At 48.4% G+C, this 23,309-nt stretch carries 26 protein-coding genes; 5 read left to right on the forward strand and 21 right to left on the reverse strand.

All coding sequences use genetic code 11. The annotated features are described in order from the left end of the window. Positions 1 to 152: 152 nt before the first annotated feature. The 5 genes from V4534_08685 to V4534_08705 form a co-directional block, all read right to left on the reverse strand. Positions 153 to 521, reverse strand: a complete 369-nt coding sequence (locus V4534_08685; GenBank protein MES2504937.1) for a Smr/MutS family protein — start codon at positions 519 to 521, stop codon at positions 153 to 155. Next, a complete protein-coding gene (locus tag V4534_08690; GenBank protein MES2504938.1) occupies positions 509 to 3,253 on the reverse strand; it encodes a hypothetical protein in 2,745 nt (914 codons plus the stop codon). The genes V4534_08685 and V4534_08690 overlap by 13 nt, the downstream gene beginning before the upstream one ends. Continuing rightward, a complete protein-coding gene (gene pnp, locus V4534_08695) occupies positions 3,231 to 5,357 on the reverse strand; it encodes a polyribonucleotide nucleotidyltransferase (protein MES2504939.1) in 2,127 nt (708 codons plus the stop codon). The genes V4534_08690 and pnp overlap by 23 nt, the downstream gene beginning before the upstream one ends. Before the next feature lie 3 nt (positions 5,358 to 5,360). Beyond that, on the reverse strand, positions 5,361 to 5,624 hold the full coding sequence (gene rpsO, locus V4534_08700; protein MES2504940.1) for a 30S ribosomal protein S15: 264 nt from the start codon (positions 5,622 to 5,624) through the stop codon (positions 5,361 to 5,363). 90 nt (positions 5,625 to 5,714) lie between these two features. After that, a complete protein-coding gene (locus V4534_08705; protein MES2504941.1) occupies positions 5,715 to 6,617 on the reverse strand; it encodes an L-threonylcarbamoyladenylate synthase in 903 nt (300 codons plus the stop codon). A gap of 33 nt (positions 6,618 to 6,650) precedes the next feature. Between V4534_08705 and V4534_08710 the strand changes: the two genes are divergently transcribed. Further along, positions 6,651 to 7,340, forward strand: coding sequence for a nucleotidyltransferase family protein (locus tag V4534_08710; protein ID MES2504942.1), 690 nt, complete (start codon positions 6,651 to 6,653; stop codon positions 7,338 to 7,340). Here V4534_08710 and V4534_08715 read toward each other — a convergent pair whose 3' ends face one another. The 4 genes from V4534_08715 to speB are packed head-to-tail and all read right to left on the reverse strand — an operon-like array spanning position 7,341 to position 10,994. Next, positions 7,341 to 8,510 carry a glutamate-5-semialdehyde dehydrogenase gene (locus V4534_08715; GenBank protein MES2504943.1) on the reverse strand — a complete coding sequence of 390 codons (1,170 nt, stop codon included), beginning with the start codon at positions 8,508 to 8,510 and terminating at the stop codon, positions 7,341 to 7,343. After that, positions 8,507 to 9,268 (reverse strand): glutamate 5-kinase, encoded by a 762-nt coding sequence (proB, locus tag V4534_08720; protein MES2504944.1) that lies wholly within the window; start codon positions 9,266 to 9,268, stop codon positions 8,507 to 8,509. The genes V4534_08715 and proB overlap by 4 nt, the downstream gene beginning before the upstream one ends. Then, the gene (proC, locus tag V4534_08725; GenBank protein ID MES2504945.1) at positions 9,265 to 10,074 is read right to left on the reverse strand and encodes a pyrroline-5-carboxylate reductase; all 810 of its coding nucleotides are present in this window, start codon (positions 10,072 to 10,074) and stop codon (positions 9,265 to 9,267) included. Before proC ends, proB begins: the two co-directional genes overlap by 4 nt. Further along, entirely contained in the window at positions 10,071 to 10,994 is a 924-nt protein-coding gene (gene speB / locus V4534_08730) for an agmatinase (GenBank protein MES2504946.1), read from the reverse strand. The genes proC and speB overlap by 4 nt, the downstream gene beginning before the upstream one ends. A gap of 101 nt (positions 10,995 to 11,095) precedes the next feature. Between speB and V4534_08735 the strand changes: the two genes are divergently transcribed. The 3 genes from V4534_08735 to V4534_08745 are packed head-to-tail and all read left to right on the forward strand — an operon-like array spanning position 11,096 to position 13,052. Further along, positions 11,096 to 11,704, forward strand: coding sequence for a DUF4360 domain-containing protein (locus V4534_08735; protein MES2504947.1), 609 nt, complete (start codon positions 11,096 to 11,098; stop codon positions 11,702 to 11,704). A gap of 56 nt (positions 11,705 to 11,760) precedes the next feature. Then, the gene (locus V4534_08740) at positions 11,761 to 12,162 is read left to right on the forward strand and encodes a hypothetical protein (protein ID MES2504948.1); all 402 of its coding nucleotides are present in this window, start codon (positions 11,761 to 11,763) and stop codon (positions 12,160 to 12,162) included. Beyond that, complete coding sequence (locus V4534_08745) at positions 12,159 to 13,052, forward strand: DUF4360 domain-containing protein (GenBank protein ID MES2504949.1); 894 nt, start codon at positions 12,159 to 12,161, stop codon at positions 13,050 to 13,052. Before V4534_08740 ends, V4534_08745 begins: the two co-directional genes overlap by 4 nt. On the opposite strand, the gene V4534_08750 is transcribed toward V4534_08745, so the two are convergent. After that, on the reverse strand, positions 13,047 to 13,601 hold the full coding sequence (locus V4534_08750) for a GNAT family N-acetyltransferase (GenBank protein ID MES2504950.1): 555 nt from the start codon (positions 13,599 to 13,601) through the stop codon (positions 13,047 to 13,049). The two genes, V4534_08745 and V4534_08750, sit on opposite strands and share 6 nt — an antisense overlap. Before the next feature lie 90 nt (positions 13,602 to 13,691). Between V4534_08750 and V4534_08755 the strand changes: the two genes are divergently transcribed. Beyond that, entirely contained in the window at positions 13,692 to 14,294 is a 603-nt protein-coding gene (locus tag V4534_08755; protein MES2504951.1) for a hypothetical protein, read from the forward strand. Here V4534_08755 and V4534_08760 read toward each other — a convergent pair. The 11 genes from V4534_08760 to V4534_08810 form a co-directional block, all read right to left on the reverse strand. Further along, complete coding sequence (locus V4534_08760) at positions 14,254 to 14,679, reverse strand: DUF6314 family protein (protein ID MES2504952.1); 426 nt, start codon at positions 14,677 to 14,679, stop codon at positions 14,254 to 14,256. The two genes, V4534_08755 and V4534_08760, sit on opposite strands and share 41 nt — an antisense overlap. After that, positions 14,679 to 15,425 carry a succinate dehydrogenase/fumarate reductase iron-sulfur subunit gene (locus V4534_08765; GenBank protein MES2504953.1) on the reverse strand — a complete coding sequence of 249 codons (747 nt, stop codon included), beginning with the start codon at positions 15,423 to 15,425 and terminating at the stop codon, positions 14,679 to 14,681. Before V4534_08765 ends, V4534_08760 begins: the two co-directional genes overlap by 1 nt. Continuing rightward, positions 15,422 to 17,332: a fumarate reductase/succinate dehydrogenase flavoprotein subunit gene (locus tag V4534_08770; protein ID MES2504954.1), complete on the reverse strand. Its 1,911-nt coding sequence runs from the start codon at positions 17,330 to 17,332 to the stop codon at positions 15,422 to 15,424. The genes V4534_08765 and V4534_08770 overlap by 4 nt, the downstream gene beginning before the upstream one ends. Continuing rightward, complete coding sequence (locus V4534_08775) at positions 17,325 to 17,957, reverse strand: succinate dehydrogenase cytochrome b subunit (GenBank protein ID MES2504955.1); 633 nt, start codon at positions 17,955 to 17,957, stop codon at positions 17,325 to 17,327. Before V4534_08775 ends, V4534_08770 begins: the two co-directional genes overlap by 8 nt. Continuing rightward, positions 17,944 to 18,894: a malate dehydrogenase gene (gene mdh, locus V4534_08780; protein MES2504956.1), complete on the reverse strand. Its 951-nt coding sequence runs from the start codon at positions 18,892 to 18,894 to the stop codon at positions 17,944 to 17,946. The genes V4534_08775 and mdh overlap by 14 nt, the downstream gene beginning before the upstream one ends. A 45-nt stretch (positions 18,895 to 18,939) precedes the next feature. Continuing rightward, positions 18,940 to 19,380: a hypothetical protein gene (locus V4534_08785; protein ID MES2504957.1), complete on the reverse strand. Its 441-nt coding sequence runs from the start codon at positions 19,378 to 19,380 to the stop codon at positions 18,940 to 18,942. 180 nt (positions 19,381 to 19,560) lie between these two features. Continuing rightward, on the reverse strand, positions 19,561 to 20,442 hold the full coding sequence (locus tag V4534_08790; GenBank protein ID MES2504958.1) for a serine/threonine-protein kinase: 882 nt from the start codon (positions 20,440 to 20,442) through the stop codon (positions 19,561 to 19,563). Positions 20,443 to 20,461: 19 nt separating this feature from the next. After that, entirely contained in the window at positions 20,462 to 21,316 is an 855-nt protein-coding gene (gene xerA / locus V4534_08795; protein MES2504959.1) for a site-specific tyrosine recombinase/integron integrase, read from the reverse strand. Then, positions 21,304 to 22,308, reverse strand: coding sequence for a methyltransferase (locus V4534_08800; protein ID MES2504960.1), 1,005 nt, complete (start codon positions 22,306 to 22,308; stop codon positions 21,304 to 21,306). The genes xerA and V4534_08800 overlap by 13 nt, the downstream gene beginning before the upstream one ends. Next, on the reverse strand, positions 22,298 to 22,825 hold the full coding sequence (locus tag V4534_08805; protein MES2504961.1) for a hypothetical protein: 528 nt from the start codon (positions 22,823 to 22,825) through the stop codon (positions 22,298 to 22,300). Before V4534_08805 ends, V4534_08800 begins: the two co-directional genes overlap by 11 nt. After that, entirely contained in the window at positions 22,822 to 23,304 is a 483-nt protein-coding gene (locus V4534_08810) for a hypothetical protein (GenBank protein MES2504962.1), read from the reverse strand. Before V4534_08810 ends, V4534_08805 begins: the two co-directional genes overlap by 4 nt. Positions 23,305 to 23,309 lie beyond the last annotated feature (5 nt).

Below are 23,309 nucleotides of genomic sequence, written 5' to 3' on the forward strand. Positions count from 1 at the left end.
TTAGACGATTGTTATAGGCGCGGTTTGTATTGCGCCGCACTTACAGCGCTCCCAAACGAGGAGGGCACTGACCCAGGGTGGCGCTCGCTTTGCTCGCTCTACCCTGGGCTATATTCTTTATCTGCTTCGCAGAACTAAGATAGGCTGGGTTGTTATTTGCCTTTGAGCAGCACTAGCACTGCACCATCTCCGCCTAAGCGGGTTGGGACTTCCTGTACTTGTGCGACTAATTTGCTGTGAGCCAACAAGCTTCTAATTTCGTAACGTAATATGCCTTCGCCTTTGCCGTGGATTACTAGCAAACGTTTTTTATTTGTAGCCAAGCAACGTACCAAGCAAGCTTTAACGCGCGCTTCTGCTTGCTGTGTGGTTAAGCCGTGCAGATCGAGCTTAACATCGAAATCTGAAGGCCCCTTGCGGGGCTTGGCGGTTTTTGGTTTTTGAGGTTCGGGTTTGTAAACGACCGAAGATGGATCGTTTACCGCTTTTAGAAAAAGGTCCCGATCTTCTAAAGTAACCATTTCATACGATTACCATAAGATAGAGCCATGCCGAACATGGCGCCTACGCCGTAGGACCAGGGAGTATCCATTCGTTCTCCAATAGTAATTCCCGTCAACGCGGAAGCACTAAATCCCGCCACAATGGGTATCTCAATCTTTGCATCTGTTAGCCAAACGACGCCCATACGAAGAGGGGCGGGATTGTTTACAATAGGAAATAGTTTTCTTAAATTGGAGTCCACTCGGAAACTAAAATATCTCCAGTCATACTTGTAAGCTCCGCCTAATTCGAATCCAAACCCAAGAGATTGTTTTGTCGAATCTTGACTGAAATCATATCCAATTAAAGCACCAACTCTAAACAACTCATAGCCTAACCGAGGTTTAGGGGTAACACCTAAGAAAAGGCGCACGTCGTGCACACGTTTAGGCCAGTATTTTGGTTCAAGGTCAGTTAGTAATGCGTTCGGCCAGATTTGGGTTTCGTATGTTAATCGCCCAAGAGGTGATATAAAAACTTTTGTAGGTAAAAGAGCTTCCAACTCCATTTTTACTGAATCTTTTTGAGGTCGAATCGCACCGATCTCGTCCGCGGTTTGAGCAATCGCATTGTCTTTCTGCTGATCAGGATGATAGTATTTAACACTGCCAATTAAACCTAGCTCCAGTTTAGGCATTACGTAATAAAGACCTATTTTAGTATAGAGCAAGAAGTTGCGATAATTTTTATCCCAAAACCGGCTTTCGTCGAAAGCTAGCTTGGTGTTCGTTTTCGCGTCTTTCTGCCAAGCAGCTAAGTTACTATTGGTCGCGTTGAACTTAAATCCGAAATCCAGGTCGCTAACATCAAAGACCAAAACATTGCGATGTGGCCTAGCTTCAAGAGTCTTATTTTCATAAATAGCTGCTCGAACTAATTGGACCATGGTTGGCGAGCTTTGAAGAAGATTGTAACGATCATCTAAACTTGCGGAGCTTCTGTCCTCTCTCTTTCGTAGCTCGGTCAAGAACTTCATGGCGTCTTTATTACTCTCAGATAGCGCAGTTTGAACTGAGAGTGCCGGATTGCTCGACCCCGCAAAAATGCTTTCTCGAGCGATGAAATCGCTTAGTGCCGCTAAAACCTTTTCTGTAACCACAAGCTTGTAAGTCTCCGATTCGTTGACCCCTCTTTGAAGTGTGTTCGTTACAACCACGTCCAAATCAAATCGGTTTTTCTTAATCGCTTTAAGCACTTGGTTTACATAAGTGCCGCCGAGTTTGATTTCGATGGCGCGACCGGTTGGCGCGATTAGGCTTTCTGCGAGGCGGGCAGTCAATGCCGCATCTATTGGCGTTTTGGAGATACGTTTCTCCATAATTACGATTTCGGAGTTAGGGTAGACGTTGAGCAAGATATTGGACAACATCGAATCATAATCTTGGTCCGTCCATTTCTTCCGTGGCAGGACTAAGGTGTTGGTTGTGGGTTCAGTGTGTGATAGCCCGCCCACGATGGCGTGCCTTTCGATGAGTACACGCTTAATATGCCCAGGTGCGCTTTTCCATACTGAAATTTCTGTCACATCGGACGATGAGATCCGGACCAACGGGGCAACAGAACGCACGCCTTCACGTTCGTTTCCTTCCAGGACGATATCGTCCCTGGCTGGCAACGAACCACCACGTAACCATGATAGTGATAAAACCATGTCTAGGATTGGATATTCAATGGCTTTGAACGTAGACAGGCGATTCTCGCTCAAGGCAATTACTAAATCCTCTTGGTTAAACTTAATTCCTTCGATGGATGATCGAGTGGTTAAAGGTTTCAACTCGGGGTCTAAAAAGCCGCTGGCGAAATCAGAAATATCGCCTAGGGCTAAAAAGCGAACTTCGGTTTTACCAATCGCAACTCTACGAGAAACCGGAGGAGCGCCCTTACCCCTTAAAGCTGCAATGTAAGCGTTATTGGTTGGGATTTCAGATAAAGCACTGAGGTCATATCTTCCCATTGCTAAGACAGCTGGGTCTCTGGCTTGAAGCAATTCGTGCATCTCGTTCGCCATATCAATATTTTCGAAATCGCTGCGCGTGAGGGCATTGCCCAGGTCAACATAGCGAGCATTAGGACCGTCGCGTTCCAAAAGATTGTCTACCAATTCGAAAGTTTTTTGGGTGGATCTAAAATCCCTCGGAAAGAAGTAGTATTCTTCGCCGGAGCTATTTTTTCCTAGCGCGCCCCAAATCTTTCTAATTTCGCCTAAATCCCTGGGCCAATACACACCTTTTTGATTTAGCGAGAAATCGATCGCATAGACTAAGGCAGCGCCGACTTTTCGAACTTGGTAATGGGTCTTCTTGACCACCCCGCCCAATTCCCGGTTTAATGTGCCGGTATCGAAGTCAATAAAGTGTCCCGCTGCGCGTTTAATTCCGAAAAACTGTGAAGCATCGAGGCCCAAGAAGAAAGGCGATGATACATGCGATGCTGGTTCAATTAATTTTTTGAGATCGATAGGATCCGAAGAGAAATAGAGCGTGTCTCCGGATGCATAGGTTTCATATGCCGCGTCAGTAATCGTGAAGGGGCAGTTAGAGCCTAATCTAAACAGTGGTGAGTCATAGAACTGCTCTTGCCCTGTGTGATATCCATTCAAACCGCCGGTTACGACTAAACGAAAGTCCGGAGGCGGATTTGGCAGTAGACTAGCATTGGCTGCTACTGCGAGATTAACCAAAAAAAGACTACGATAAATTGATTTTTTCACCTGGTTCTTTACCCACTGCTCTCTTACGGCTTAATCGAATCTTGCCTTCTCGATCGATACTCAAGACAGCAACATTTACTTCGTCGCCTTCTTGCAAAATATCTGAAATCTGAGTGACGCGATTATCCGAAAGTTCTGAGATGTGGACCAGGCCTTCTGTTCCCGGGAACAGTTCAACGAAAGCACCAAAGTCCATCAGGCGCTTGACGAGGCCGCGATATACCGTGCCGACTTCGGCTTCCTTGGTAATATCTTCAATAATGCGCATAGCTTTTTTAAGGCTCTCAGAGCCAACCGCTGCAATGCGGACAATGCCATCATCGGTAATATCAACTTTAGCGCCGCTTTTGGCTACGATATCGCGAATTACGCGACCGCCTGGGCCAATGATATCTCTGATTTTGTCAGGATGAATGCGCATGGTGGTAATGCGAGGGGCGTGCTCAGAAAGATCAGGACGAGCTTCTGTCAGCGCCTTCTTCATTTCAGCTAAAATATGTAAACGGCCGGTGCGAGCTTGCTCTAGAGCATCTGTTAAGATTTCGCGAGATAGGCCATCAATCTTGATGTCCATTTGAATCGCCGTGACACCCTTTTCGGTGCCGCAGATCTTAAAGTCCATATCGCCGAGGTGGTCTTCATCGCCCAAGATATCGCTCAAGATGGCAACGCGGTCGTCTTCTTTAATAAGGCCCATGGCAATGCCAGCCACAGGTGCTTGAAGCTTGATACCGGCATCCCACATCGCCAAGGTCGCACCGCAAACGGAAGCCATCGAAGACGAGCCGTTTGATTCAGTGATTTCTGACACAATACGGATGGTGTAAGGGAAGTCATCGCCTTGCGAAGCCATTTTCTCTACAGCTCGCTCTGCCAAAGCGCCATGACCAATTTCTCGGCGTGAAGTGCCTCTCAAAGGCCTTGCTTCGCCCACAGAAAATGGCGGAAAGTTGTAATGCAGCATGAACTTACGAGTTGATTCGCCCAGTAGCGTATCCAATCGCTGTTCATCGTCTTGTGTGCCAAGCGTGACACTCACAATGGCTTGAGTTTCGCCGCGGGTAAACATGGCGGAGCCGTGTGCTCTAGGCAAGATACCGACTTCTGAGCAAATCGGTCTGATTTGATCGCCAGTTCTGCCGTCAATGCGTTTGCCTGAATCTAATACGCTCAAACGGACCAAACTTGCTTTAATATCTTCAAAGTATTCAGAAGCAAGGCCAGCTTCTTCTTCTTTGATTTTGCTTAATACTTTTTCTTTAATGGCAGCCGTCTTTTCATAACGTTCAGGCTTTTCCACAATTTTCAAAGCCTTATCGAGCTTCGCTGTAGTCACAGCTTTTTTGACGCGCCCAAATAAATCGTCGTTTTTTGTAGGCACCGCAAAGGCTTGCTTAGGCTGGCCCATTTGCTTACGCATGGCGACGCAAGCTTTGATAACTTTTTGTCCTTCTTTGTGTGCAAAAAACAAAGCGTCAATTAAATCTTTTTCTGAAACTTGGTCAGCCCCGCCTTCCACCATCACAATGGCGTCCGCAGACATCGAAACAAACATGTCGATGTCGCTTTTAGCTCTCACTGAAACCGTTGGGTTTGCAATAAACTTGCCGCCCACCCTAGCCACTCGAACACCTGCAATCGGACCCGACTGCAAAGCAAAGGGCAGGGGACTCACGTGAAGTGCCATAGAGGCACCGCACAAGGCCATCACATCTGTATCATGCTCACCATCATGGGACATGACCGTCGCGATGATCTGAACTTCGTTGAAAAATCCTTCAGGGAACAAGGGCCGAACAGAGCGGTCAACGATACGAGCGTTGAGGATTTCTGCGTCCCTTGGTTTGGTCTCACGTTTGAAGAAACCACCCGGGATTCTGCCTGCGGCATAAGCTTTTTCAATGTACTCACAAGTGAGCGGGAAAAAGTCGATGCCAGCACGGGGTTTAGAGGACGAGCATACCGTTACTAAAACGGCCGAATCGCCCCAACGAACCCAAACAGAACCAGCGGCCTGCTTGGCAATTTTGCCCACTTCGAAAGTCATGGGGACATCGCCAATATTGACGCTGAGGGTGTGGTGTTTCTTGCTGTTGTGATCCATAAATTATTTGCGCAATCCAAGCTCGCCAATCAATTTTTTGTAACGAGCAAAGCTCAGGCTGCTCAAGTATTTGATTAGACGGCGTCTTTGTGAAACCATTTTCAAAAGACCACGACGTGAGTGATGATCTTTTTCGTGTGTTTTAAAGTGTTCGGTTAAGTGGTTAATTCTGTCTGTCAGCAAAGCGACCTGAACTTCAGGAGAACCTGTATCGGAAGGATGCTGAGCAAATTGAGAAACGATGTCTTGTTTTGGACGTAATGTCATGTTTTTCACCTTTGTGAAGACACCCTGCTAGCAGCCAAAACGGCCACCCGGCGGGTCTTTCATGTTGATTCGCCTGCTTATCCCAGGGTTTTAAGAAGCTGTCAACGCCCGCTGGATGCGGTCTCTGATGCCGTCCCAGCTTCTATCTTCGGGCAGATATTCTATCCACAAGCGCTGATAGCCTGCTTGTTCAAATCTATAAAAGGCTGCGAATAGGTCTTTGGCGTAACTGGCAGGTGTATGACCTTGATGGCTTAAGATTGCACAGTCTTTTGGTGCGCTGGCGATTTGAACCGCGCTCGCCCACCGGATTTCGGGGATGATCGGTGCATAGTGCTTATCCAGTCTTCCGGGTGAGCCTTCACTGCTACTGGATAATTTGAATGTTAGCTCGGGCAATATGAGTGCGCCTTGTCTTAAGATGACCGGCGGTTCCATGGTAAAATCCACTACAGTAGATTCAAGCCCGAATTCGCAAGGCCCGCCATCTAAAACAGCACTGATTTTATCGCCTAAAGTTAAAAATACATGATCCGCAGTGGTGCTGCTTGGCCTCGTGGAAGCATTAGCACTAGGTGCAACCACCGGTGCGCCAACCAGACGCAAAAGCTCGCGCGCAACCGGGTGCGCCGGCACACGCACCGCGACTTTATCTAACCCAGCGGTCGCTAACAACGGCACGTGGTCGGCCTTGAAACCAACCAATGTCAAAGGCCCAGGCCAATATCCTCCCCCCTTTGAAAAAGGGGGGCCGGGGGGGATTTTAAACAGCTTAAGCGCCTCATCTGCACTAGCCACATGCTGAATCAGAGGGTTATACCCCGGCCTTCCTTTTGCATCGTAAACTTTTTGAATCGCCGCTTCGTTTAAGCCTAAGGCGCCCAAACCATAAACCGTTTCCGTCGGGAATGCGACCAACTCACCTTGAAGGATGAGGTCAGCGGCTTTTCGCACGTGATCTGGGTTATTGGCATCAAGCCTTTGACAAAGCATGGGCTTTCATAGCAGTCTTTTCGCGTGAACGGAATGATTCTAGCAGCAGGCCTAGGCACGCGCCTTCGGCCTTTGACCCTGACCACGCCTAAGCCATTGATAAAATTAAAGGGCAAGCCTTTGATTCAATACGCACTGGATTATATGGTGCAGGCCGGTGTTTCGAAAATAGCCATTAATACCCATTATTTGGCTGAGCAGATTCCTGAAGCTCTAGGAAATAACTATCAGGGCGTTCCATTACATTATTTATATGAACCCGAAATCTTAGGCACGGGAGGCGGTCTCAAGAATGCTTGCGACCAAGTCTTGGGTTTCGATGAAACGGTGTTTTTAATGAACAGTGATATTTTGGTTGATTTGGATGTAAAAGGTTTTTTAGATGCACATCAAAAGGCAGATCCAGATGTCAGCTTATTGTTAAAGACTGTAGATGACCCAGAATGGTTTGGCGCCATTGGAACCAACGAGCATGGTTACGTGAAAACGATGGTGAACTTTATCCCCTATTATGGGGAAGCGTTGTTAAAGCGTATGTTTTGCGGGACGCATCTAATTTCGCCGCAGGCTCTGCGCCGGCTGCCGAATATGAAGAGCTTTGGCATAATAGAAGATTTCTACGTGCCGCTCGTGAAGGCAGGCGCAGAGATTTTAGGCGTAGAGCAAGCAGGCGTGTATTCGGACCTTGGGACTATTGAAAGCCTAAACGCAGCCGAAAGGTAATTACCTCACTTGCCCGCTGCCTCTGATTAGCCATTTGTAGCTGGTTAGCGCTTTCAGCGCGAAGGGGCCTCTGGCGTGTAACTTTTGGGTGCTGATGCCAATCTCTGCGCCTAGGCCAAATTCACCGCCATCGGTGAAAGCGGTTGAAGCATTCACATAAACGGCAGCTGCATCGACCCGCTTTAGGAAAATCTCAGCGTTTCTTGGATCTTCGGTAACGATGGCTTCGCTATGTTTGGAACCGTATTGTTCAATATGCTCGAGCGCTTCTTCAATGCTCGCAACGATTTTAACAGACAGCTGCAGAGATAAAAATTCTTTGCCGTATTCTTCGGAGATAAGCAGGCCTTTTTGACGTAGCGGTTCTATTAATTGCGGCAGTTCATCCTGGCGGCTTTCATGGACCAACAGCGTATCCAAAGCGTTACACACGCTGACCCGTCTAGATTTCGCGTTGTCGATAATCGCACGGCCTTTTTCCAGATCGCCGTATTGATCAAAGTACACATGTACCACACCGGCCCCAGTCTCGATAACCGGCACTTCAGCATTTTGCCTGACATAGTCGATTAACTGCTGACTGCCCCTAGGGATGAGCACATCGACATAACCACGCGCCTTCAATAACTCAGCGCCCGCGGCCCTATCTGCTGGCAAGAGTGTGATCACCGAAGGCTCTACACCAAATTTTTCAAGTGCATTTTGGATTAGCTGTACGATAAAGGCATTGGAGTTTTGAGCTTCAGAGCCACCTTTTAAAATGCAGGCATTGGACGAGCGAAAACATAGGGCGAAGGCGTCTGCCGTAACATTCGGCCTGGACTCGTAAATCATACCGACAACACCTAAGGGAACGGTGATTTGCTGAATCGCCAGACCGGTGGGTCTGATCGATTCGTCTAATATGATGCCGCAAGGCGAATGCATCGAGGCGATGGCTTCTACAGCCGCAGCCATGGATTCGATGCGCTCCGCAGTAAGGAGCAGGCGGTCGTGGTTGGGATTTTCAGACGGAACAGCGCTTAAATCTTTGAGATTGGCCGCTATGAGCTCGCCTTGCCTCAGGCGCAGGTTTTCAGCAAAAGCCTGCAGGACGTGCTTATTGGTTTGGTCATCCAAAAGCGCGAGTTTGCGACTAGCTTGTTTCGCGTTGGCAAATATTGGGTTCATGGTGTGATTTCCGTACCAAGTCGTTCTTTTTCGGCAATCAGGCGAAGCAAGACGTTTGGTTCATCTGCGTTAGCGATATGCGTGTTGATGCCTAAGGCGGCTAGCTTACGTGCGGTAGTTAGCTTGCTTTGCATGCCGCCTCTGCCGTGCTGGCTTTTGCTGGCAGAAATTTCTGGCCAAGCTTCTCCAGTAGCTTGAAGATGCGCGATCACTTTGGCACTTGGGTTTGCAGGGTCTTGATCATAAACGCCGTTGACATTGGTCAGAATAACCAGGCAGTCGGCGTTAATTTTTTCGGCTACTAAACTGGCTAGCTCGTCGTTATCCGTGAACATCAGTTCGGTGATTGCCACCGTGTCGTTTTCATTAACAATAGGCAAAATATTTTGCTGAAGCAGCAACTCGCCAAATAAGTGCGTGATGTTTTCATTGTGCGTTTGTGTTTTGAAATCTTCTTTGGTCAGTAGGATTTGGGATGCCATCAGGCCATAGTGCTTCAGAATAAAATTATAGGTCTCGATTAACTTAGCTTGCCCTAGGCTTGCTAGAATCTGCTTTTTTACGACATCTGAAGACGAGCTGATCGGCAGGAGGCCAGTTCCAGAGGCAACGGCGCCTGAGGTCACCAGAACGACTGCAAAACCTGATTCTTTAAGAATCGCTATTTGCCTAATGAGCTCCGCCATTCGGTGAATGTTGAGCGTCCCTTTGGCATCTACAATGGTTTGGCTGCCAATTTTGATGACCACGCGTTTCATTGGGCTAACTCTTGTTCGCGCTTGATTGCTGCCGCGATGGCTAGTTTGACCTTGTCCACGAGGGGTGGCTGGTTCAGCACTTCGAGTGCCGCCAAAGTGATGCCGCCTTTGCTGCTGACTTGCTGGCGAAAATTTTCTGCGGATTGGTCGCTGTTTTGCAGAAGCAGGGCGCTCCCTAGAAGTGTTTGTTCTGCCAGTTGTTTGGCAGCGTCTTTACCGAAACCTAAATCAATCGCTGCTTGTTCTAAGCATTCAGTGAGCAAGAAGTAATAAGCAGGGCCTGAGCCACTGATGGGGGTTCCTGCCTCGAGCAAATGTTCACTGTCTAGCCAAAGGATTGAGCCAAGCGCTTTGCCCAGGTGATTGGCCATTTCTCTTTGTCTTGGCGTCGCGTGGTCGTTGGAAACAGCGAGTGACATGCTTTGCCCAAGCTTAGCGGCAAGGTTTGGCATGAGTCGGACGAATGCGGATTCGCCGCCTAGAATATTGCCTAACCATTTAAAAGAAATGCCTGACATGACCGACAGGTAAAGACATTCGGTCTTAAATTGCGTGTAATGCGCGACGATTGGGGCAGCCGTTTGCGGCTTGACGGCAAACACCACAAGGTCAGGTATGAAGTCTTCACGAACGCCTGAAAGCGCTGCAGCAAAATGCACATTTGAATATTCAGCGAATGCGGCAGGCGCCGTTAATGATGGCTGGATAACCCAAGCTTCTTGCAGAAAATCACACCGTGCCCAAGCTTTGAGCATGGCGCTGCCCATATTGCCGCATCCAACTTGAAGCAGTTTAATCGTGGTCATAATGTTGCCATGATTTCGGCCATCAACGTGACAGCGACCAAGGAAGTTAAATCGTTACTGTCATAGGGTGGTGATATTTCAACGAGATCTGCACCGACCAACTCTAAGTCGTTCATGGCGCGAATTAGCTGCATGGCTTGGAATGAGCTTAAGCCGCCGGGTACTGGTGTTCCGGTGCCAGGCGCAAAGGCCGGATCGAGGCAATCCACGTCAAAGCTTAAATAGACCGGGCCTTTTCCCAAGGCTCTAATCGCACTTTTGGCTGCGTCTAAACCGCTGAGCTGTATTTCGTCGCTGGTCACCATTTTGTAGCCAAAACTACGAACGGTATCCAAGTCATCTTCGCTAGAACAAGGGCCTCTAAGTCCAATTTGCAGGACGCGGTCCTTTTGGAACCAGCCACGTTCATGCCCCAAGCGCATAAAGGTGCCGTGATGGATGTCACAGTCCCAGGCTGCAGGGTAGGCGTCGGTGTGAGCGTCAAAATGAATGATTCCGATTGGCCCGTAATGATCGACAATTGCCTGGATGCTACCAATGCTGGTGGAGTGGTCTCCACCCACAATCATCGGAAAACATTTCTTCTGCAGTAGGTACGCGACGCGCTGCTGAATGCTCTCATGTGTTCGGGCGATATCTTGAGGAAAAACCTGCACATCGCCAGCATCTCCAACGATATGTTTTTTAAAAATATTGATGGCTTGCACAGGATTGTAGCCACGACCAAGGGAACTCATGCTGCGCACATGTTCAGGCGCAAAACGTGCGCCCGGACGGTAGGAAGTACCACCATCAAAGGGAATTCCGAGGATAGCGATGTTTGCTTCTTCAAAGTCCTTATCGGTGCTTAATATGGGCAGCCTGAAAAAGGTTTTGATGCCAGAGAACCGGGGAAACACACGGCCGTTGAGTGGAATCATGCCGCAAGATCTAGAATCGACATCGACGGTTGTCAAATAGGACGTTCGCCCGAGGCTTTTGACTCAGCATATGAACTACCTTTTTAAAAAGGAGCATCATCATGCGCACGATTTTACTTAGTTTATTGGTCACTTCTGCCTGCTTAGCCTTGGGCCCGGTGACAATTACTTCCCCTGTTGCTGTTGGAGACTGTGCTGCGGACGACATTCGAGTCGTTGAAGAAGCCGGCGAATATTACATCGCAGCCTATTTCCAAAACATGGATGCCATCGCTGAAACCAAAGTTCTCGATAAAAAGCGATGTACCATGAACTACAAGATTCAGTTGGCACCTGATTATAAGCTTGATGTATTTCAGTTTTCAGTGGATGGCGTATATCAACTCTCCGAGCATGGAACCGCACGCCTAACTGTGTCCCATCGCGTGGTAAATAACTCATCTGCCAGAACAACCAAGTTTTTCAGCGCCTCGCAAGGCGATGCTGCAATGGGCGATATTCATGATTATTCTGGCGCAATTTCGGCCGATCAGATTCCAGCTAGCTATAGCCATTGTGGCGCAAGCATTCCGCTCACCACTTCAATCTATGCAGAAGCTGTCAAGCCAGCCGCTGACCAAACTGGTTTAACACGGATTTCGCTAGATGAAGGTGTCTCCAGCCATTACACCAAACTTTGCAAGATTGTTGTCGATCCGTGCCAACGATAGCGAGTTTATTTCTTCTTACATTGGCCTGGTCTAATATTGCATTAGGCCAGGTTATTGTGGGACCTGGTTGTGAAGCTGGCTCGCAGGTCACGGTGCTGCCCGATGGCGTCATACAAGTTACTTTCGCCAAGTTGACCATTGTCCGTTGCCGCCTGCAGGTGACTGGCAAACAATTGCTTTCTGTGAGCGCCTTTGTGAACACAACTTTCGACGATGCTGGTGACCAAATTGGCGCAAAGCTGACAGTGGGTACTTTGAAATCGAAACAATCTACCTTTTGGTGGTCGCCTTACAGTACCGATCTTCATTCTGTGGAGCTAAAAGCCGCTGTCCCAAGTGATGTTAAAGATGCCTATATTTTAATACAAGTCATGCTGAATCATCGTTTGGATAAGGCCTCTCAAGTTGCCGCACAAATCGAAAAAATTCTCATTTATCCTCTCAAGGACCCGACATGATGTTTCGCTCATATTTATTTTGCGCACTCGCAACGAGCTGTCTTTTGCATGCTGGCATCGAGCCTTTGGAAGTGGTGGACCTGACCCAGTCGGCCGATTGCGGTGAGCTAAACCATGAAGTGAATGTGGACCCAAATGATTCAGCCATTCAGTGCCTCCGTGTGTATTTTAAAAGCTTCGCCATCGAAGCCTTGAACCTGCAAGCACCGCAGCGTAATTGCCACTTAACCGCTAAGATAAAAATCCCAGCGGGCGCGCAGTTTCAAGCCACGGAAGCAATCGCTGAGGGTGCCTACTTAATGGGACCGAGCAGTAAAGGCGGCATATCGCTAACCTATGAATTGCCGCAGGCCGGCGCCATTGGCAGCTGGATTGAAGCGTTTCGGCCAAACACCAAAGGCGATTTTAACTTTACCGCGAAGGTGAATTCTTCAAACTTCACTCAGTGCCAAACACAGGACACCGAAATCGTTCTTTCTTCTGATATTCACATGTTCATTGATTCCTTGGCAGCAGGCACTTCGCTCATTAGTTTAGACGAATCAGGCAAGCGCCTAAGCTGGAATTGGAAGTTAAAATCTTGCGACCCTGATTATTTCGGCGCTGCTGAGTTTCAGAGCTACTATAAAGCACCCGATGGCCGAACGTATCAAGCGCGCATCAAACTCGTTGGCTTAAAAGGCGAATATCAGTCAAGTGCTGGATTTACAGGCCAGCTAAACGATTTGAAAAGATCTGAAGGTGGCAAGCTGCTAGAAGGCGCATGGACGGCCAGTGGCGCCCGCGGTAATTTTCAATGGCGGATGATTGATACTAAAAGTGGCCGGTTTAATGGCTCTTGGACCGACACTTCTGGCCGAGCAGGGCAGTGGTGGGGTGAGTATTTATAACGACCAGTTGGGATTTGTCAGACTATTGAGCACATGGTCCCGCCAGCGGTCGCCAATCAAAAGGTAATCCGGCGAAAAGCCGTCTACGTGAAAGCCAAGCCGCTGCAAGACCTTGGCACTACGGTGATTGTCAGCAAGATGGTTGGCCATGACCCGATGCAGCTTCTTCTGCGTGAAAATGTATTCGATACCAGCCTGCAGCGCCTCGAACATTAAGCCTTTTCCCTCGCATTGTTTGGCGATCGAATAGCCCAAATAACAGGCCTGAAATGGGCCGCGAATAAAGTTGGTGAAATTAACAACGCCAATGATTTCGTCCGGATTCGATTTCGTAGCCATGAATAGGCGCACAGAGCGATCTGCTTCAAACTCTTCGATGCTGCGCTTTAAATTCTCTCGCCAAAATGACGCAGTGTAAAAATCGGATGGCAGTGGTGGATCTGTTGGTCTTAAATGCTCTTGCTGGGCGATAAAATATTTCAGTACCAACTCAGCTTGCTGTGGCTTTGGCAAAAATAATCTAAGGCGTTCAGTGGGCAGCTCGAGCATTCAGTCGACATAGCCAACTAAATGCAATCGGGCAAATATCCGAGGTTCTTTTGACGACTATGCCGTATTTTCGGTCCGGCAGGAGATTTTATGCGTTTAATGATCTTTAGTCTGTTGGTTACCACGATGGGATGGGCGATTAACCCAGTCGAAATTGTTAACGCGGCCTTGGTGGGTGATTGTGCTAACAACGAGCTGAAAATTGTCAAAGAAGGCGGCGAATATTTTATTGCAGCCTTTTTTCCGATACAGGCGGTAGCAGATGCTGAGCTTGTAGAAAAGAAAAGCTGCCGCGCCGTCTACCAAATCAAGTTTGCTGATGGCTTCAAGCAGGATGGGTTCGAGTTTCCGATTGATGGACATTATCAACTATCCGAACACGGCATTGCCAGACTGAATATTTCGCATCGTATCGCGAACAATACTTCTGCTCGCACAAACAAATACTTTAGTATTGCAAGAGGAGACCCGACGGAGGCGGACATTAAAGAATTATCTGGCACCATTGCACCTGAAGAACTCCCAGCAATTTATAGCAAGTGTGGTGCTGATATTTCTGCAACGATGTCTGTTTATGCCGCTGCGGTAAAACCTGTGATGGACCAAGCGCGGATTACGAGTATTGGCCTGAAGAAAAATAGCGCAGGTTATGTCAAGATTGGGAAAATCGGGGTTCGCCCTTGTGAAGGCTAGTGAAGATCTCATAATCTTTCTGGGGCCCTAGGACGATCACATGGCTCTCAAGTTGTCCTGGTTTTAACCTGTAGAACGCTTGATATCGGTCTTGACCACAAATGTGCAGACCTTCAGCTTCTAAATCGCCATTGAAACGTAAATCCAGATAGGACTGCCCATCCGAAAATCGTACAATGAGATTATGATCGGACTTAACTTCGAAGATATAGTTTTGCTCAACCTGGTAAGAAAAGCCACCGGATCTTAAACGCCCTTGTTCTTTGTATGTCAAAGTACCTTCAGCTAAAGGCGTGAAAGTCGCTTTACCTAACACCAGCCCCTTTTGGGACCCAACGATTCGCCTTTTAAGCCGCCATACACCTGACAACAGATCAAACAACATTATGCAGACCGCATGAATTCCCAATTCATTTCAGCAATTACGCGCGTGCTGATTTCTTTTGGACAAACAGCCTCACACTCTAGTGTATTGGTGCATGAGCCAAAGCCTTCGGCGTCCATTTGCATGATCATGGCCTGAGCACGTTGTTTGCGCTCTGGATCTCCTTGGGGCAAATGCGCCAGCTGCGATATTTTTGCGCCAACGAAAAGCATGGCGGAGGCATTTTTACATGCCGCAACACAAGCGCCGCAACCAATGCAAGCTGCCGCATCAAAGGCTTTATCGGCGTCATCTTTGTGCACCAAAATTGCATGAGCGTCTGGCGCGGATCCGGTATTGACGGAAATATAGCCGCCAGCTTGTTGGATGCGGTCGAAAGCGCTGCGGTCGACCACCAAATCTTTAATCGGAGGAAAGGCCCGCGCGCGCCAAGGCTCCAGTGTAATACTTTCACCGTCTGCGAAATGGCGCATGTGAAGTTGACAGGCCGTGGTGCCACGCTCTTTGCCGTGCGCAATGCCGTTGATTACCATGGAACAAGCGCCGCAGATGCCTTCCCGGCAATCGGATTCAAACGCGATGGGTTCTTTGCCGTCTGATATAAGCCGGTCGTTCACCACATCCAGCATTTCCAAAAGGGACATGTCTGGAGAAATCTGCGAGGCGTCATAATTAACAAAAGCACCTTTGGTGTTGGCATTTTTCTGACGCCACACCCGCAGCGTGTAGTTGCGAAGGCCACTCATTTGTAACTCCTCTGCGCCAGAGCGATGTTGTCGAAGGTCAGTTGTTCTTGATGCCGGATGGGGGTTTTACCTGTACCCTGATATTGCCAGGCCGCAACGTGACAGAAGTTTTCGTCATCCCGTTGAGCTTCGCCATCATCCGTTTGATACTCTTCCCTGAAATGGCCCCCGCAGCTCTCATTGCGCTCAAGCGCATCTCTGCAGAGCAGTTCACCGAACTCCAGAAAATCAGCTACTCGGGATGCTTTCTCTAAAACTGGATTGAAGTCTTTATCACTGCCAGGCACGCAGACATCTTTCCAAAACTGCTCGCGCAACAATGGAATATCCGTCAACGCCTTTTTGAGACTGCTTTCGGTGCGTCCCATACCGCAGTCGTTCCACATGATTTTGCCAAGCTCACGGTGGAAATAGTCCGGTGAATGCTTGCCCTGAATCGATTGCAGCCGGCTGATTCCTTTTTGAACTTCGCTTACAGCACCGGATGCATATGAGTCGCTTTCGGTCACGCTGCCAGGCTTTACTTGGTTTAAGTAACTCGCGACGGTGTTCGGCAGCACAAAATAGCCATCGGCTAGTCCTTGCATCAGTGCACTAGCGCCTAATCGATTCGCCCCATGGTCTGAAAAGTTTGCTTCACCCAGAACGAATAGCCCCGGCAGATTGCTCATGAGGCCATAATCCACCCATAGTCCGCCCATCGTGTAGTGAACCGCTGGGTAAATCCGCATTGGCGATTCATAGGGGTTATCGCCGGTGATTTTTGAATACATGTCGAACAAGTTGCCATAGCGCGCAGCAATGACGTCCTTGCCCAGTCGTGAAATCGAATTGCTGAAATCTAAATAAACGCCGCGACCCCCAGGGCCAACACCCAAGCCTTCGTCGCAAACTTGCTTTGCTGCTCGGGACGCAATGTCGCGAGGGCACAAGTTGCCGTAGCTCGGATATTTTCGCTCAAGATAGTAATCGCGCTCTGTCTCCGGGATTTGCGACGGTGTTCTGGTGTCATTTTGTTTAACCGGTACCCAAACGCGACCGTCATTTCGCAAAGACTCAGACATCAAAGTAAGTTTTGATTGATGGTCTCCCGACTGAGGTATGCAGGTCGGATGGATTTGCGTGTAACAAGGGTTCGCAAAGAGCGCGCCTTTTTTATAAGCACGGTAAGTTGCCGTCACGTTACATCCGATGGCATTGGTCGATAAATAAAACACCGGCCCATAGCCGCCGGTAGCTAAAACAACCGCGTCTGCCATGTGCGCGCTCAGCTCACCGGTCACTAGATTGCGAGTCACGATGCCTTTGGCTTGTCCGTCAACGACGATCAAATCCTGCATTTCCGTTCGCGTGTGGCTTTTGACCGTACCGGCCGCAATTTGCCGATTCAAAGCTCCATAGGCACCGAGCAATAATTGCTGTCCTGTTTGACCTCTGGCGTAGAAAGTTCTGGAAACCAGCGAGCCACCAAAAGATCGATTGTCGAGCAAACCGCCGTACTCACGTGCAAATGGCACGCCTTGCGCTACGCATTGATCGATAATTTTGACGCTCAGTTCAGCAAGACGATAGACGTTCGCTTCCCGTGCTCTAAAATCGCCGCCTTTAATCGTGTCGTAAAAAAGGCGATAAACGCTGTCGCCATCGTTTCTATAGTTTTTGGCAGCGTTTATGCCGCCTTGAGCTGCAATGCTATGCGCACGCCTCGGGCTATCTTGATAGCAAAAGGTCGACACACGAAAACCAAGTTCGCCAAGGCTGGCGGCTGCTGAAGCGCCAGCAAGTCCGGTCCCTACAACAATGATATGATACCTGCGCTTATTGGCTGGATTGATGGGCTTTGAGTGGTCAATATAACTAGCCCATTTATCCACCAGGGGACCGTCTGGAATGTTGGCGTTAAACATGAACCACCCCTAACCAAATCGATAGCGGAATTGAAATATAAGCAAGGCCGATCAAAACCGCCAGCACTTTGCCGCCGCATCGAATGGCCAAAGCATGCCAGCGCGTCAGACTCAAAGTTTGCGCCGCACTCGAAAATCCATGACTTAGATGTAAAATTAAGCAACCTTGGCACAAAACATACAGCATCGTAATTAAGCTATTTTGAAAGCTCAGCACTGTCAGCGAATACAAATCGAGTTCCGCATATTCGGGAAACACCCAACGCCAGGTCAAATGCGCCAGATGAAACATCAAAAAGCCAAGTAGCACCAAGCCGCCATACAGCATCGTTCGAGATGCCATCGAAGCTCTGACAGACCGCTTCTGTTCATACCGAACGGGCCTAGCAGCTTTATTCTTCAAGGCCAAATAGATGGAAGTAAAAATATGCACCACAAAAGCCGCAATCAGCCCAATACGCGCGGTCCATAGCAAAATGGGGTAGTGCCTTAAAGCGTCTGGGTAGGCATTAAAAACCTCGGCACCGTAAAAAATCTGCAGATTGCCCAGCAAATGCACAATGATAAAGCCGATCAGCATTAGGCCAGAGACCGCCATGGCGATCTTGGCACTAATGGAGGCCATTCACTTCATCCACAGTTTTTCGCACCGATGCTGTGGAGCGCAGGAACGCTTCCTTTTCTTCAGCTTGCAAGTTTAATTGAATCACGCGTTCAATCCCCTTTGCGCCGATAACAACTGGAACCCCGGAGAATAGTCCATCCACGCCATATTCCCCCTCTAAATAGGCTGCACACGGCAATAGGCGTTTTTGATTATGCAAAAAGCTTTCGGCCATTTCAATGGCTGCAAGCGCAGGCGTGAAAAAAGCAGATCCATTACCCAAGAGCTGTACGATTTCGCCGCCACCCTTACGGGTTCTGTCGATCATGGCGTCTAGCTTTTCCTGCTTCAAAATGCCCATGCTGACGAGTTCAGGAAGCGGAATGCCGCCGGCATTGGAAAAGCGAGCGAGCGGCACCATATCATCGCCGTGGCCACCCAGCACGAAGGCCTGAATATCTTCACGACTAATGCCCAGCTCTTCAGAAAGAAACATTCTAAACCGCGTGGAGTCCAAAACGCCAGCCATGCCAACCACGTGTGATTTGGGCAAGCCGCTGGCCTTGTAAAAAGCGTAAACCATGGCGTCTAACGGATTGGTGACCACCACGCAAAAAGCTTTGGGTGCGTATTCACGTACACCAGCCGCGACTTGGTGGATAACTTCAAGATTTTTGCCCAAAAGATCTTCACGACTCATGCCAGGCTTGCGCGGAAATCCGGCCGTAATAATGCAAACGTCTGCGCCGGCGATATCTGCGTAGGAGTCGGTGCCGGTAAGCTTGCAATCGTTATCAAGCAGTGCACCCATTTGGCCAAGATCCAGCGCCTTGCCTTTCGCCGTGCCACCGAAGACGTCAAAGAGAACAACGTCTCCGAGTTGTCGTTGCATGGCCAAAAGAGCGAGAGTTCCGCCGATATTACCGGCGCCGATCAGTGCGATTTTTCGTCGAGACATGCCACTGCCTAGAGCATAATGGCGCTTTGGTGGCAAGTGGGCTGGTTAGAGGAGTTCTCTGGCTGCGACGTATGAGCTGACGATATGCCCCCAAAAATCGATGGCAGAAAATGGTGCTAGCACAACGCCGAGCTTACTTGCGCCCCGCTGCCTAACTAAGCAATATTGGGCATAGGCACCAAATAGGTTAAATCCAAATGAAGCCGTGGAAAGAAGAAGTGGGGGCGCGTTTTCTTCAACAATATGCCAGCCGCCTTCAACCAGGTTTGATGAGTGACCTACTACTTCGACTGCGTGGTAAAATTTGCCAGCATGTTTTCCGCAACAAGTGGTGTGGCCGCCCATAAGACCGTTGATATGATTCGCGATTTCCATTCCGTTCCAAATTACAGAGCCCAAAGTTACTGCTTGTTCCGCGGTATGATTTCCTCGGTGAGCGTGCGAATAGTTACAAACTAGTAGAGCAGTTAATAGCAGTATTTTCATTTGAGAATGAGAATCATTCTCAATAAGAGTTGTCAACGGCGTCGTTTTACCCTCTCCATTTCATGGAGAGGGAGATTTTGACTCGTCAAAATCGGGAGAGGATTCACCGTGCGGGATCTGGACCTCTCCCGTTTTTAGCAAGCTAAAAACTCCCTCTCCTGCTCAGCAGGAGAGGGTAATCTACACCGAGGTTAAGAGTGAGTAGTAAATGCCTAGTGCGATGCCCACTAAGCTCACCAGAAAGCCTGCGATCATCCATTGGCCCCATTGGTTTTCGGAGATATCCTCGCTGGGTTCTTCTCTCCTAAATTGCTGCTCATGGCGATAAAACTCTAACGCTTGTCGCAGTTCAGCCGTGTCCGTATATCGAATCGTGGGATCTTGTCTGATGGCTCTTTGAACGATGCCCGCCAATTCAGGTTGATGGATGGTCTCAGAGAAATTCTTCAGTTGATGCGCCATGGTATTTTCGGGGGAGGTGCCTTTGAAGAGTTTGTGACCGGTCCACATAAAAGCCAGCAAAGCGCCTAAGCTATAGATATCCGCTTTAATGGTTGGCTTTTGGCCTAAAATAATTTCAGGGGCCACATAACCAGCAGTGCCGCGGAATTGCCCTTTTGAAGCGATAATGCCAAAATCGATGATTTTCGGCTCACCGGCTACCACCAAGATGTTGCCGGGCTTGAGATCCAAATGCATCACACCTGCTGTATGCATGGCAGATAGGCCGGCTAAGATTTTTTCGATATAAGGCATGCTGTCTTCAAAGCCTATCCCCTGTTCTGGCGGAATCAAATCATGCAGTGGAATGCCGTCCAAATACTCCATGGCGTAAAAGACATTATTTTCGTCATCCAACCCCACGTCCAAAATACGAACCACATTGGGATGACTAATGCCTTGCAAAATTTTTGCGTTTTTGAGGAGCTGCTCTCTTTCGGCATCGCTTGGGCTGGAAAACAGTTTTAGGGCGACCTTTGTGCCGGTTGTTTTGTCGGTGGCTAAAAAAACTCCCGATTGGTCAACTTTACCTAGCGCTTTTTTTACCTCATATTTGTCCATATGATAAATATATCATATGTCATTTTTGTTTTGCATGCGGATGTGATTTGTCGTACATTTTCATTAAATAATCCAGGTTTACTTGAGTGTATCGTTGTGTGGTGGAAATCGAGGCGTGACCGAGCATTTCTTGAATCGCTCGAAGATCCGCGCCGCTTTCCAGTAAATGAGTAGCGAAAGCATGCCTGAAGCGGTGAGGGTGCATGCTGCCAGTAATGCCCGCCTTTTTTCCATAATCACCTACCATGCGCCTCACCACTCGCACATCGATTTGTTTTCCGCGACTGCCCCTGAAAACCGGGCTCTCTGGCTCTGTATTTGGCAGGGTCCGGATAAGCTTTTCCAAAGCCTCTTTGCATTGGTCATGAAAAGGCACCAAACGCTCTTTTTGCCCTTTGCCCATGACGCGAACAATTTGCGCACTTAAATCAACTTGCTTGATTTTGAGCGAAACCAGCTCCGAAATACGGATGCCGGTCGCATAAAGCAGCTCAATCAGGGCCTTGTCTCTAATGTCATCCGGCTCGCAAAGGGCGAACGCTTCGTCCACCGACAGGCTTTTAGGCAGCGGCTTAGGCAGTTTAGGGTTATCGATCAAATCCGCCGGCGATGTTTCTAGGTGGCTTTCTTGCACGCACCACCTTAAGAATGAGCGAATGGCGCTGAGCTTTCGAGCCATTGAACTGGTTTGATGATCTTTTTTTAAATGCGCTAAAAACTGACGGATATGCCTGTGGTTAATGCTCGAAATCTCAGCATTTGGGAAATAGGCCTGAAATTGCGAAAGGTCGTTTAAATACGCGTCATGCGTATGCACAGACATATGCCTGATTTTCTGCTGATATTCTAAAAACTGTTGGATTAACGGAAGCATAGCTGCACCACGGTTTCGACATGTGTGGTCTGCGGAAACAAGTCATAAGGCTGGCATTTGACGATCTGGTAACCCGCTTCGCACAATATTTTTAAGTCGCGCGCTAGGGTTGCTGGCATACAAGAAGTATAAAACACATGCTTGGCTGGCCGCTCACATAAAGCTTCAACGACTTCACGATGAAGCCCAGTGCGCGGTGGATTTATCAGCACAATGTCCGGCTGCTCACGTTTTAAAGTACTAGCGCAAACTTTGGCAACATCTGCAATTTGCCAATCGATATTCTCTGGATGGTGTTTTTTAGCCCAGGCAATGGCTTTAGCGTTGAGTTCAACGGCAGTCACTTTGCCAAACTCAGCCAATCGGGCAGTCAAGATGCCGGTGCCGCAATATAAATCTAATAGTCGCATGCTCGTGTTTTCAGAGCAGAGCTGTTCAACCGCCGCTTCGATATCGCGATAAAGCTTTTCGCTTTGTTCTGGATGAGCTTGAACGAAGATATCATCGTCCATGTCCAGGCTCGCGCCCGAAAAAATCTCACAATGCGTGATTTCCACCAGGCTATGGCCATCTACCCCGATAAAACCAGTCTTACCGTTTCTTTCATGCAGCCTAATGCGCCTGCGATAGGCCCATTGCTTATCTGTACCGATAATCGGCTCAATTTGAACATCCGAAAGCTTGCCAATGCGCGTAAAGGCGTCTTGAACGAACTGTTGCTTAATCTTCAGTTGCAGCTCATAGCTCGCATGTTGCAACTGACAGCCACCACAACGGCCGTAATACTCGCACTTAGGCTGAATGCGCTGAGGATGCTCAGTGAGAACTTGAATCAGGCGCCCAAATGCATGCGTCTTTTTTGCCTGTGTAATTTCAAATTCAACCAGCTCTCCCGGTAAGACAAAGGGCGTAAAGACGACTTTGCCTTCATCTCGAATGACACCATCCCCGCCAAAAGCGATATTGCTTACAGTTCCTTTTTTAAGTGTCATTTTCTAGTAGCTCTTCCAAAATGTATTTAGATTTCAATGGGAATTTATCTAAAGGATAGTAGTTGGCAATAATTTCATACGCTTTCGAAACGGTTTCGATACCCATATGTTTTAATAAATATCGAATATCGTCAATATCGTGAAATTCATCCCCGATGCGGGTGGCCAGGCATTTCATTGCCAGCATGTATTCTGCGGTAGCGGTCATCACCCTGAGGTGACTAAGCTCCAAATAATCAGAAAAATCTCCTTGAGGACTTAAAAAGCCTTTAACACCATCATTGAGCCAATGAGGGTCCAAGTTGCGATCGAATGCCACACGTTTTGCGGCTTCTCTAAGCGAAGTTGTAGGTGCGAAAAATGCATCGACATCTTGGGTCGCTTCCCGAGCGTCGAATACCAGACACATCACTGCGCCACCTACCAGGTTGAGTTCCCCACTTAAATTCAGGCGGCTCATTTCATTGTTTATCGCTGCGAAAAGCTCGTGGATTTGTGTTTTGTTAAGTTGACTCATATTCGGCCACCGATGCTCGTATCGATAAATATGTTGCGCGCCTTAAACGGTGGCGGTGATACCTTCAGCAGGTATAAACGCAAGCCTTTAAGGTCTGTGCCAAAGTAGGGTTCTTTATCAGGCTCAATATTTTTCAACCATTTAGGCGTTGGTAGATTTTTTTGGTGCGCACTCAACTCAAGCATCGCAGCAACATAGTTAGATAGTTGAGCTGGCAACAGCGTTTTCCAGGGCTTCAGAAATATGCGTCCCAACTCTTCTGGGCTCAGCGCATTGAGATAGTCAGCTAAATCAGCCAGCGCATACTTGCGATTGTGAGAGGCAAGCCGCCCTAGTTTTGCTTCGAATTGCAGCGCTGGATCTTTGAAAAGTTTAGCCAGAACATAGCTAGACAGGTCCATTTGGCTGTCCTGGGCCGATTTTTTGAGTGCAGCTTTTTGAGCCTCGGAAATTCTGATTTGAAGCTGTGAATCCTTCATATATG

It is taken from the genome of Myxococcota bacterium, assembly GCA_040387835.1.
Lineage (GTDB): Bacteria > Myxococcota > UBA727 > UBA727 > JABDBI01 > JAZKCZ01.

What these genes read in the sequence shown, in the direction of transcription:
- V4534_08805 (MES2504961.1), bottom strand. Translation starts at nt 22,825, where the DNA reads ATGAGTCAACTTAACAAAACACAAATCCACGAGCTTTTCGCAGCGATA.
- rpsO (MES2504940.1), bottom strand. Translation starts at nt 5,624, where the DNA reads ATGACATTACGTCCAAAACAAGACATCGTTTCTCAATTTGCTCAGCAT.
- V4534_08715 (MES2504943.1), bottom strand. Translation starts at nt 8,510, where the DNA reads ATGAACCCAATATTTGCCAACGCGAAACAAGCTAGTCGCAAACTCGCG.
- V4534_08775 (MES2504955.1), bottom strand. Translation starts at nt 17,957, where the DNA reads ATGGCCTCCATTAGTGCCAAGATCGCCATGGCGGTCTCTGGCCTAATG.
- V4534_08705 (MES2504941.1), bottom strand. Translation starts at nt 6,617, where the DNA reads ATGCTTTGTCAAAGGCTTGATGCCAATAACCCAGATCACGTGCGAAAA.
- V4534_08750 (MES2504950.1), bottom strand. Translation starts at nt 13,601, where the DNA reads ATGCTCGAGCTGCCCACTGAACGCCTTAGATTATTTTTGCCAAAGCCA.
- proB (MES2504944.1), bottom strand. Translation starts at nt 9,268, where the DNA reads ATGAAACGCGTGGTCATCAAAATTGGCAGCCAAACCATTGTAGATGCC.
- V4534_08710 (MES2504942.1), top strand. Translation starts at nt 6,651, where the DNA reads ATGATTCTAGCAGCAGGCCTAGGCACGCGCCTTCGGCCTTTGACCCTG.
- V4534_08760 (MES2504952.1), bottom strand. Translation starts at nt 14,679, where the DNA reads ATGTTGTTTGATCTGTTGTCAGGTGTATGGCGGCTTAAAAGGCGAATC.
- V4534_08765 (MES2504953.1), bottom strand. Translation starts at nt 15,425, where the DNA reads ATGAGTGGCCTTCGCAACTACACGCTGCGGGTGTGGCGTCAGAAAAAT.
- V4534_08770 (MES2504954.1), bottom strand. Translation starts at nt 17,332, where the DNA reads ATGTTTAACGCCAACATTCCAGACGGTCCCCTGGTGGATAAATGGGCT.
- speB (MES2504946.1), bottom strand. Translation starts at nt 10,994, where the DNA reads ATGATTCCACTCAACGGCCGTGTGTTTCCCCGGTTCTCTGGCATCAAA.
- proC (MES2504945.1), bottom strand. Translation starts at nt 10,074, where the DNA reads ATGACCACGATTAAACTGCTTCAAGTTGGATGCGGCAATATGGGCAGC.
- V4534_08755 (MES2504951.1), top strand. Translation starts at nt 13,692, where the DNA reads ATGCGTTTAATGATCTTTAGTCTGTTGGTTACCACGATGGGATGGGCG.
- V4534_08735 (MES2504947.1), top strand. Translation starts at nt 11,096, where the DNA reads ATGCGCACGATTTTACTTAGTTTATTGGTCACTTCTGCCTGCTTAGCC.
- V4534_08685 (MES2504937.1), bottom strand. Translation starts at nt 521, where the DNA reads ATGGTTACTTTAGAAGATCGGGACCTTTTTCTAAAAGCGGTAAACGAT.
- V4534_08800 (MES2504960.1), bottom strand. Translation starts at nt 22,308, where the DNA reads ATGACACTTAAAAAAGGAACTGTAAGCAATATCGCTTTTGGCGGGGAT.
- V4534_08785 (MES2504957.1), bottom strand. Translation starts at nt 19,380, where the DNA reads ATGAAAATACTGCTATTAACTGCTCTACTAGTTTGTAACTATTCGCAC.
- mdh (MES2504956.1), bottom strand. Translation starts at nt 18,894, where the DNA reads ATGTCTCGACGAAAAATCGCACTGATCGGCGCCGGTAATATCGGCGGA.
- V4534_08745 (MES2504949.1), top strand. Translation starts at nt 12,159, where the DNA reads ATGATGTTTCGCTCATATTTATTTTGCGCACTCGCAACGAGCTGTCTT.
- pnp (MES2504939.1), bottom strand. Translation starts at nt 5,357, where the DNA reads ATGGATCACAACAGCAAGAAACACCACACCCTCAGCGTCAATATTGGC.
- V4534_08810 (MES2504962.1), bottom strand. Translation starts at nt 23,304, where the DNA reads ATGAAGGATTCACAGCTTCAAATCAGAATTTCCGAGGCTCAAAAAGCT.
- V4534_08790 (MES2504958.1), bottom strand. Translation starts at nt 20,442, where the DNA reads ATGGACAAATATGAGGTAAAAAAAGCGCTAGGTAAAGTTGACCAATCG.
- xerA (MES2504959.1), bottom strand. Translation starts at nt 21,316, where the DNA reads ATGCTTCCGTTAATCCAACAGTTTTTAGAATATCAGCAGAAAATCAGG.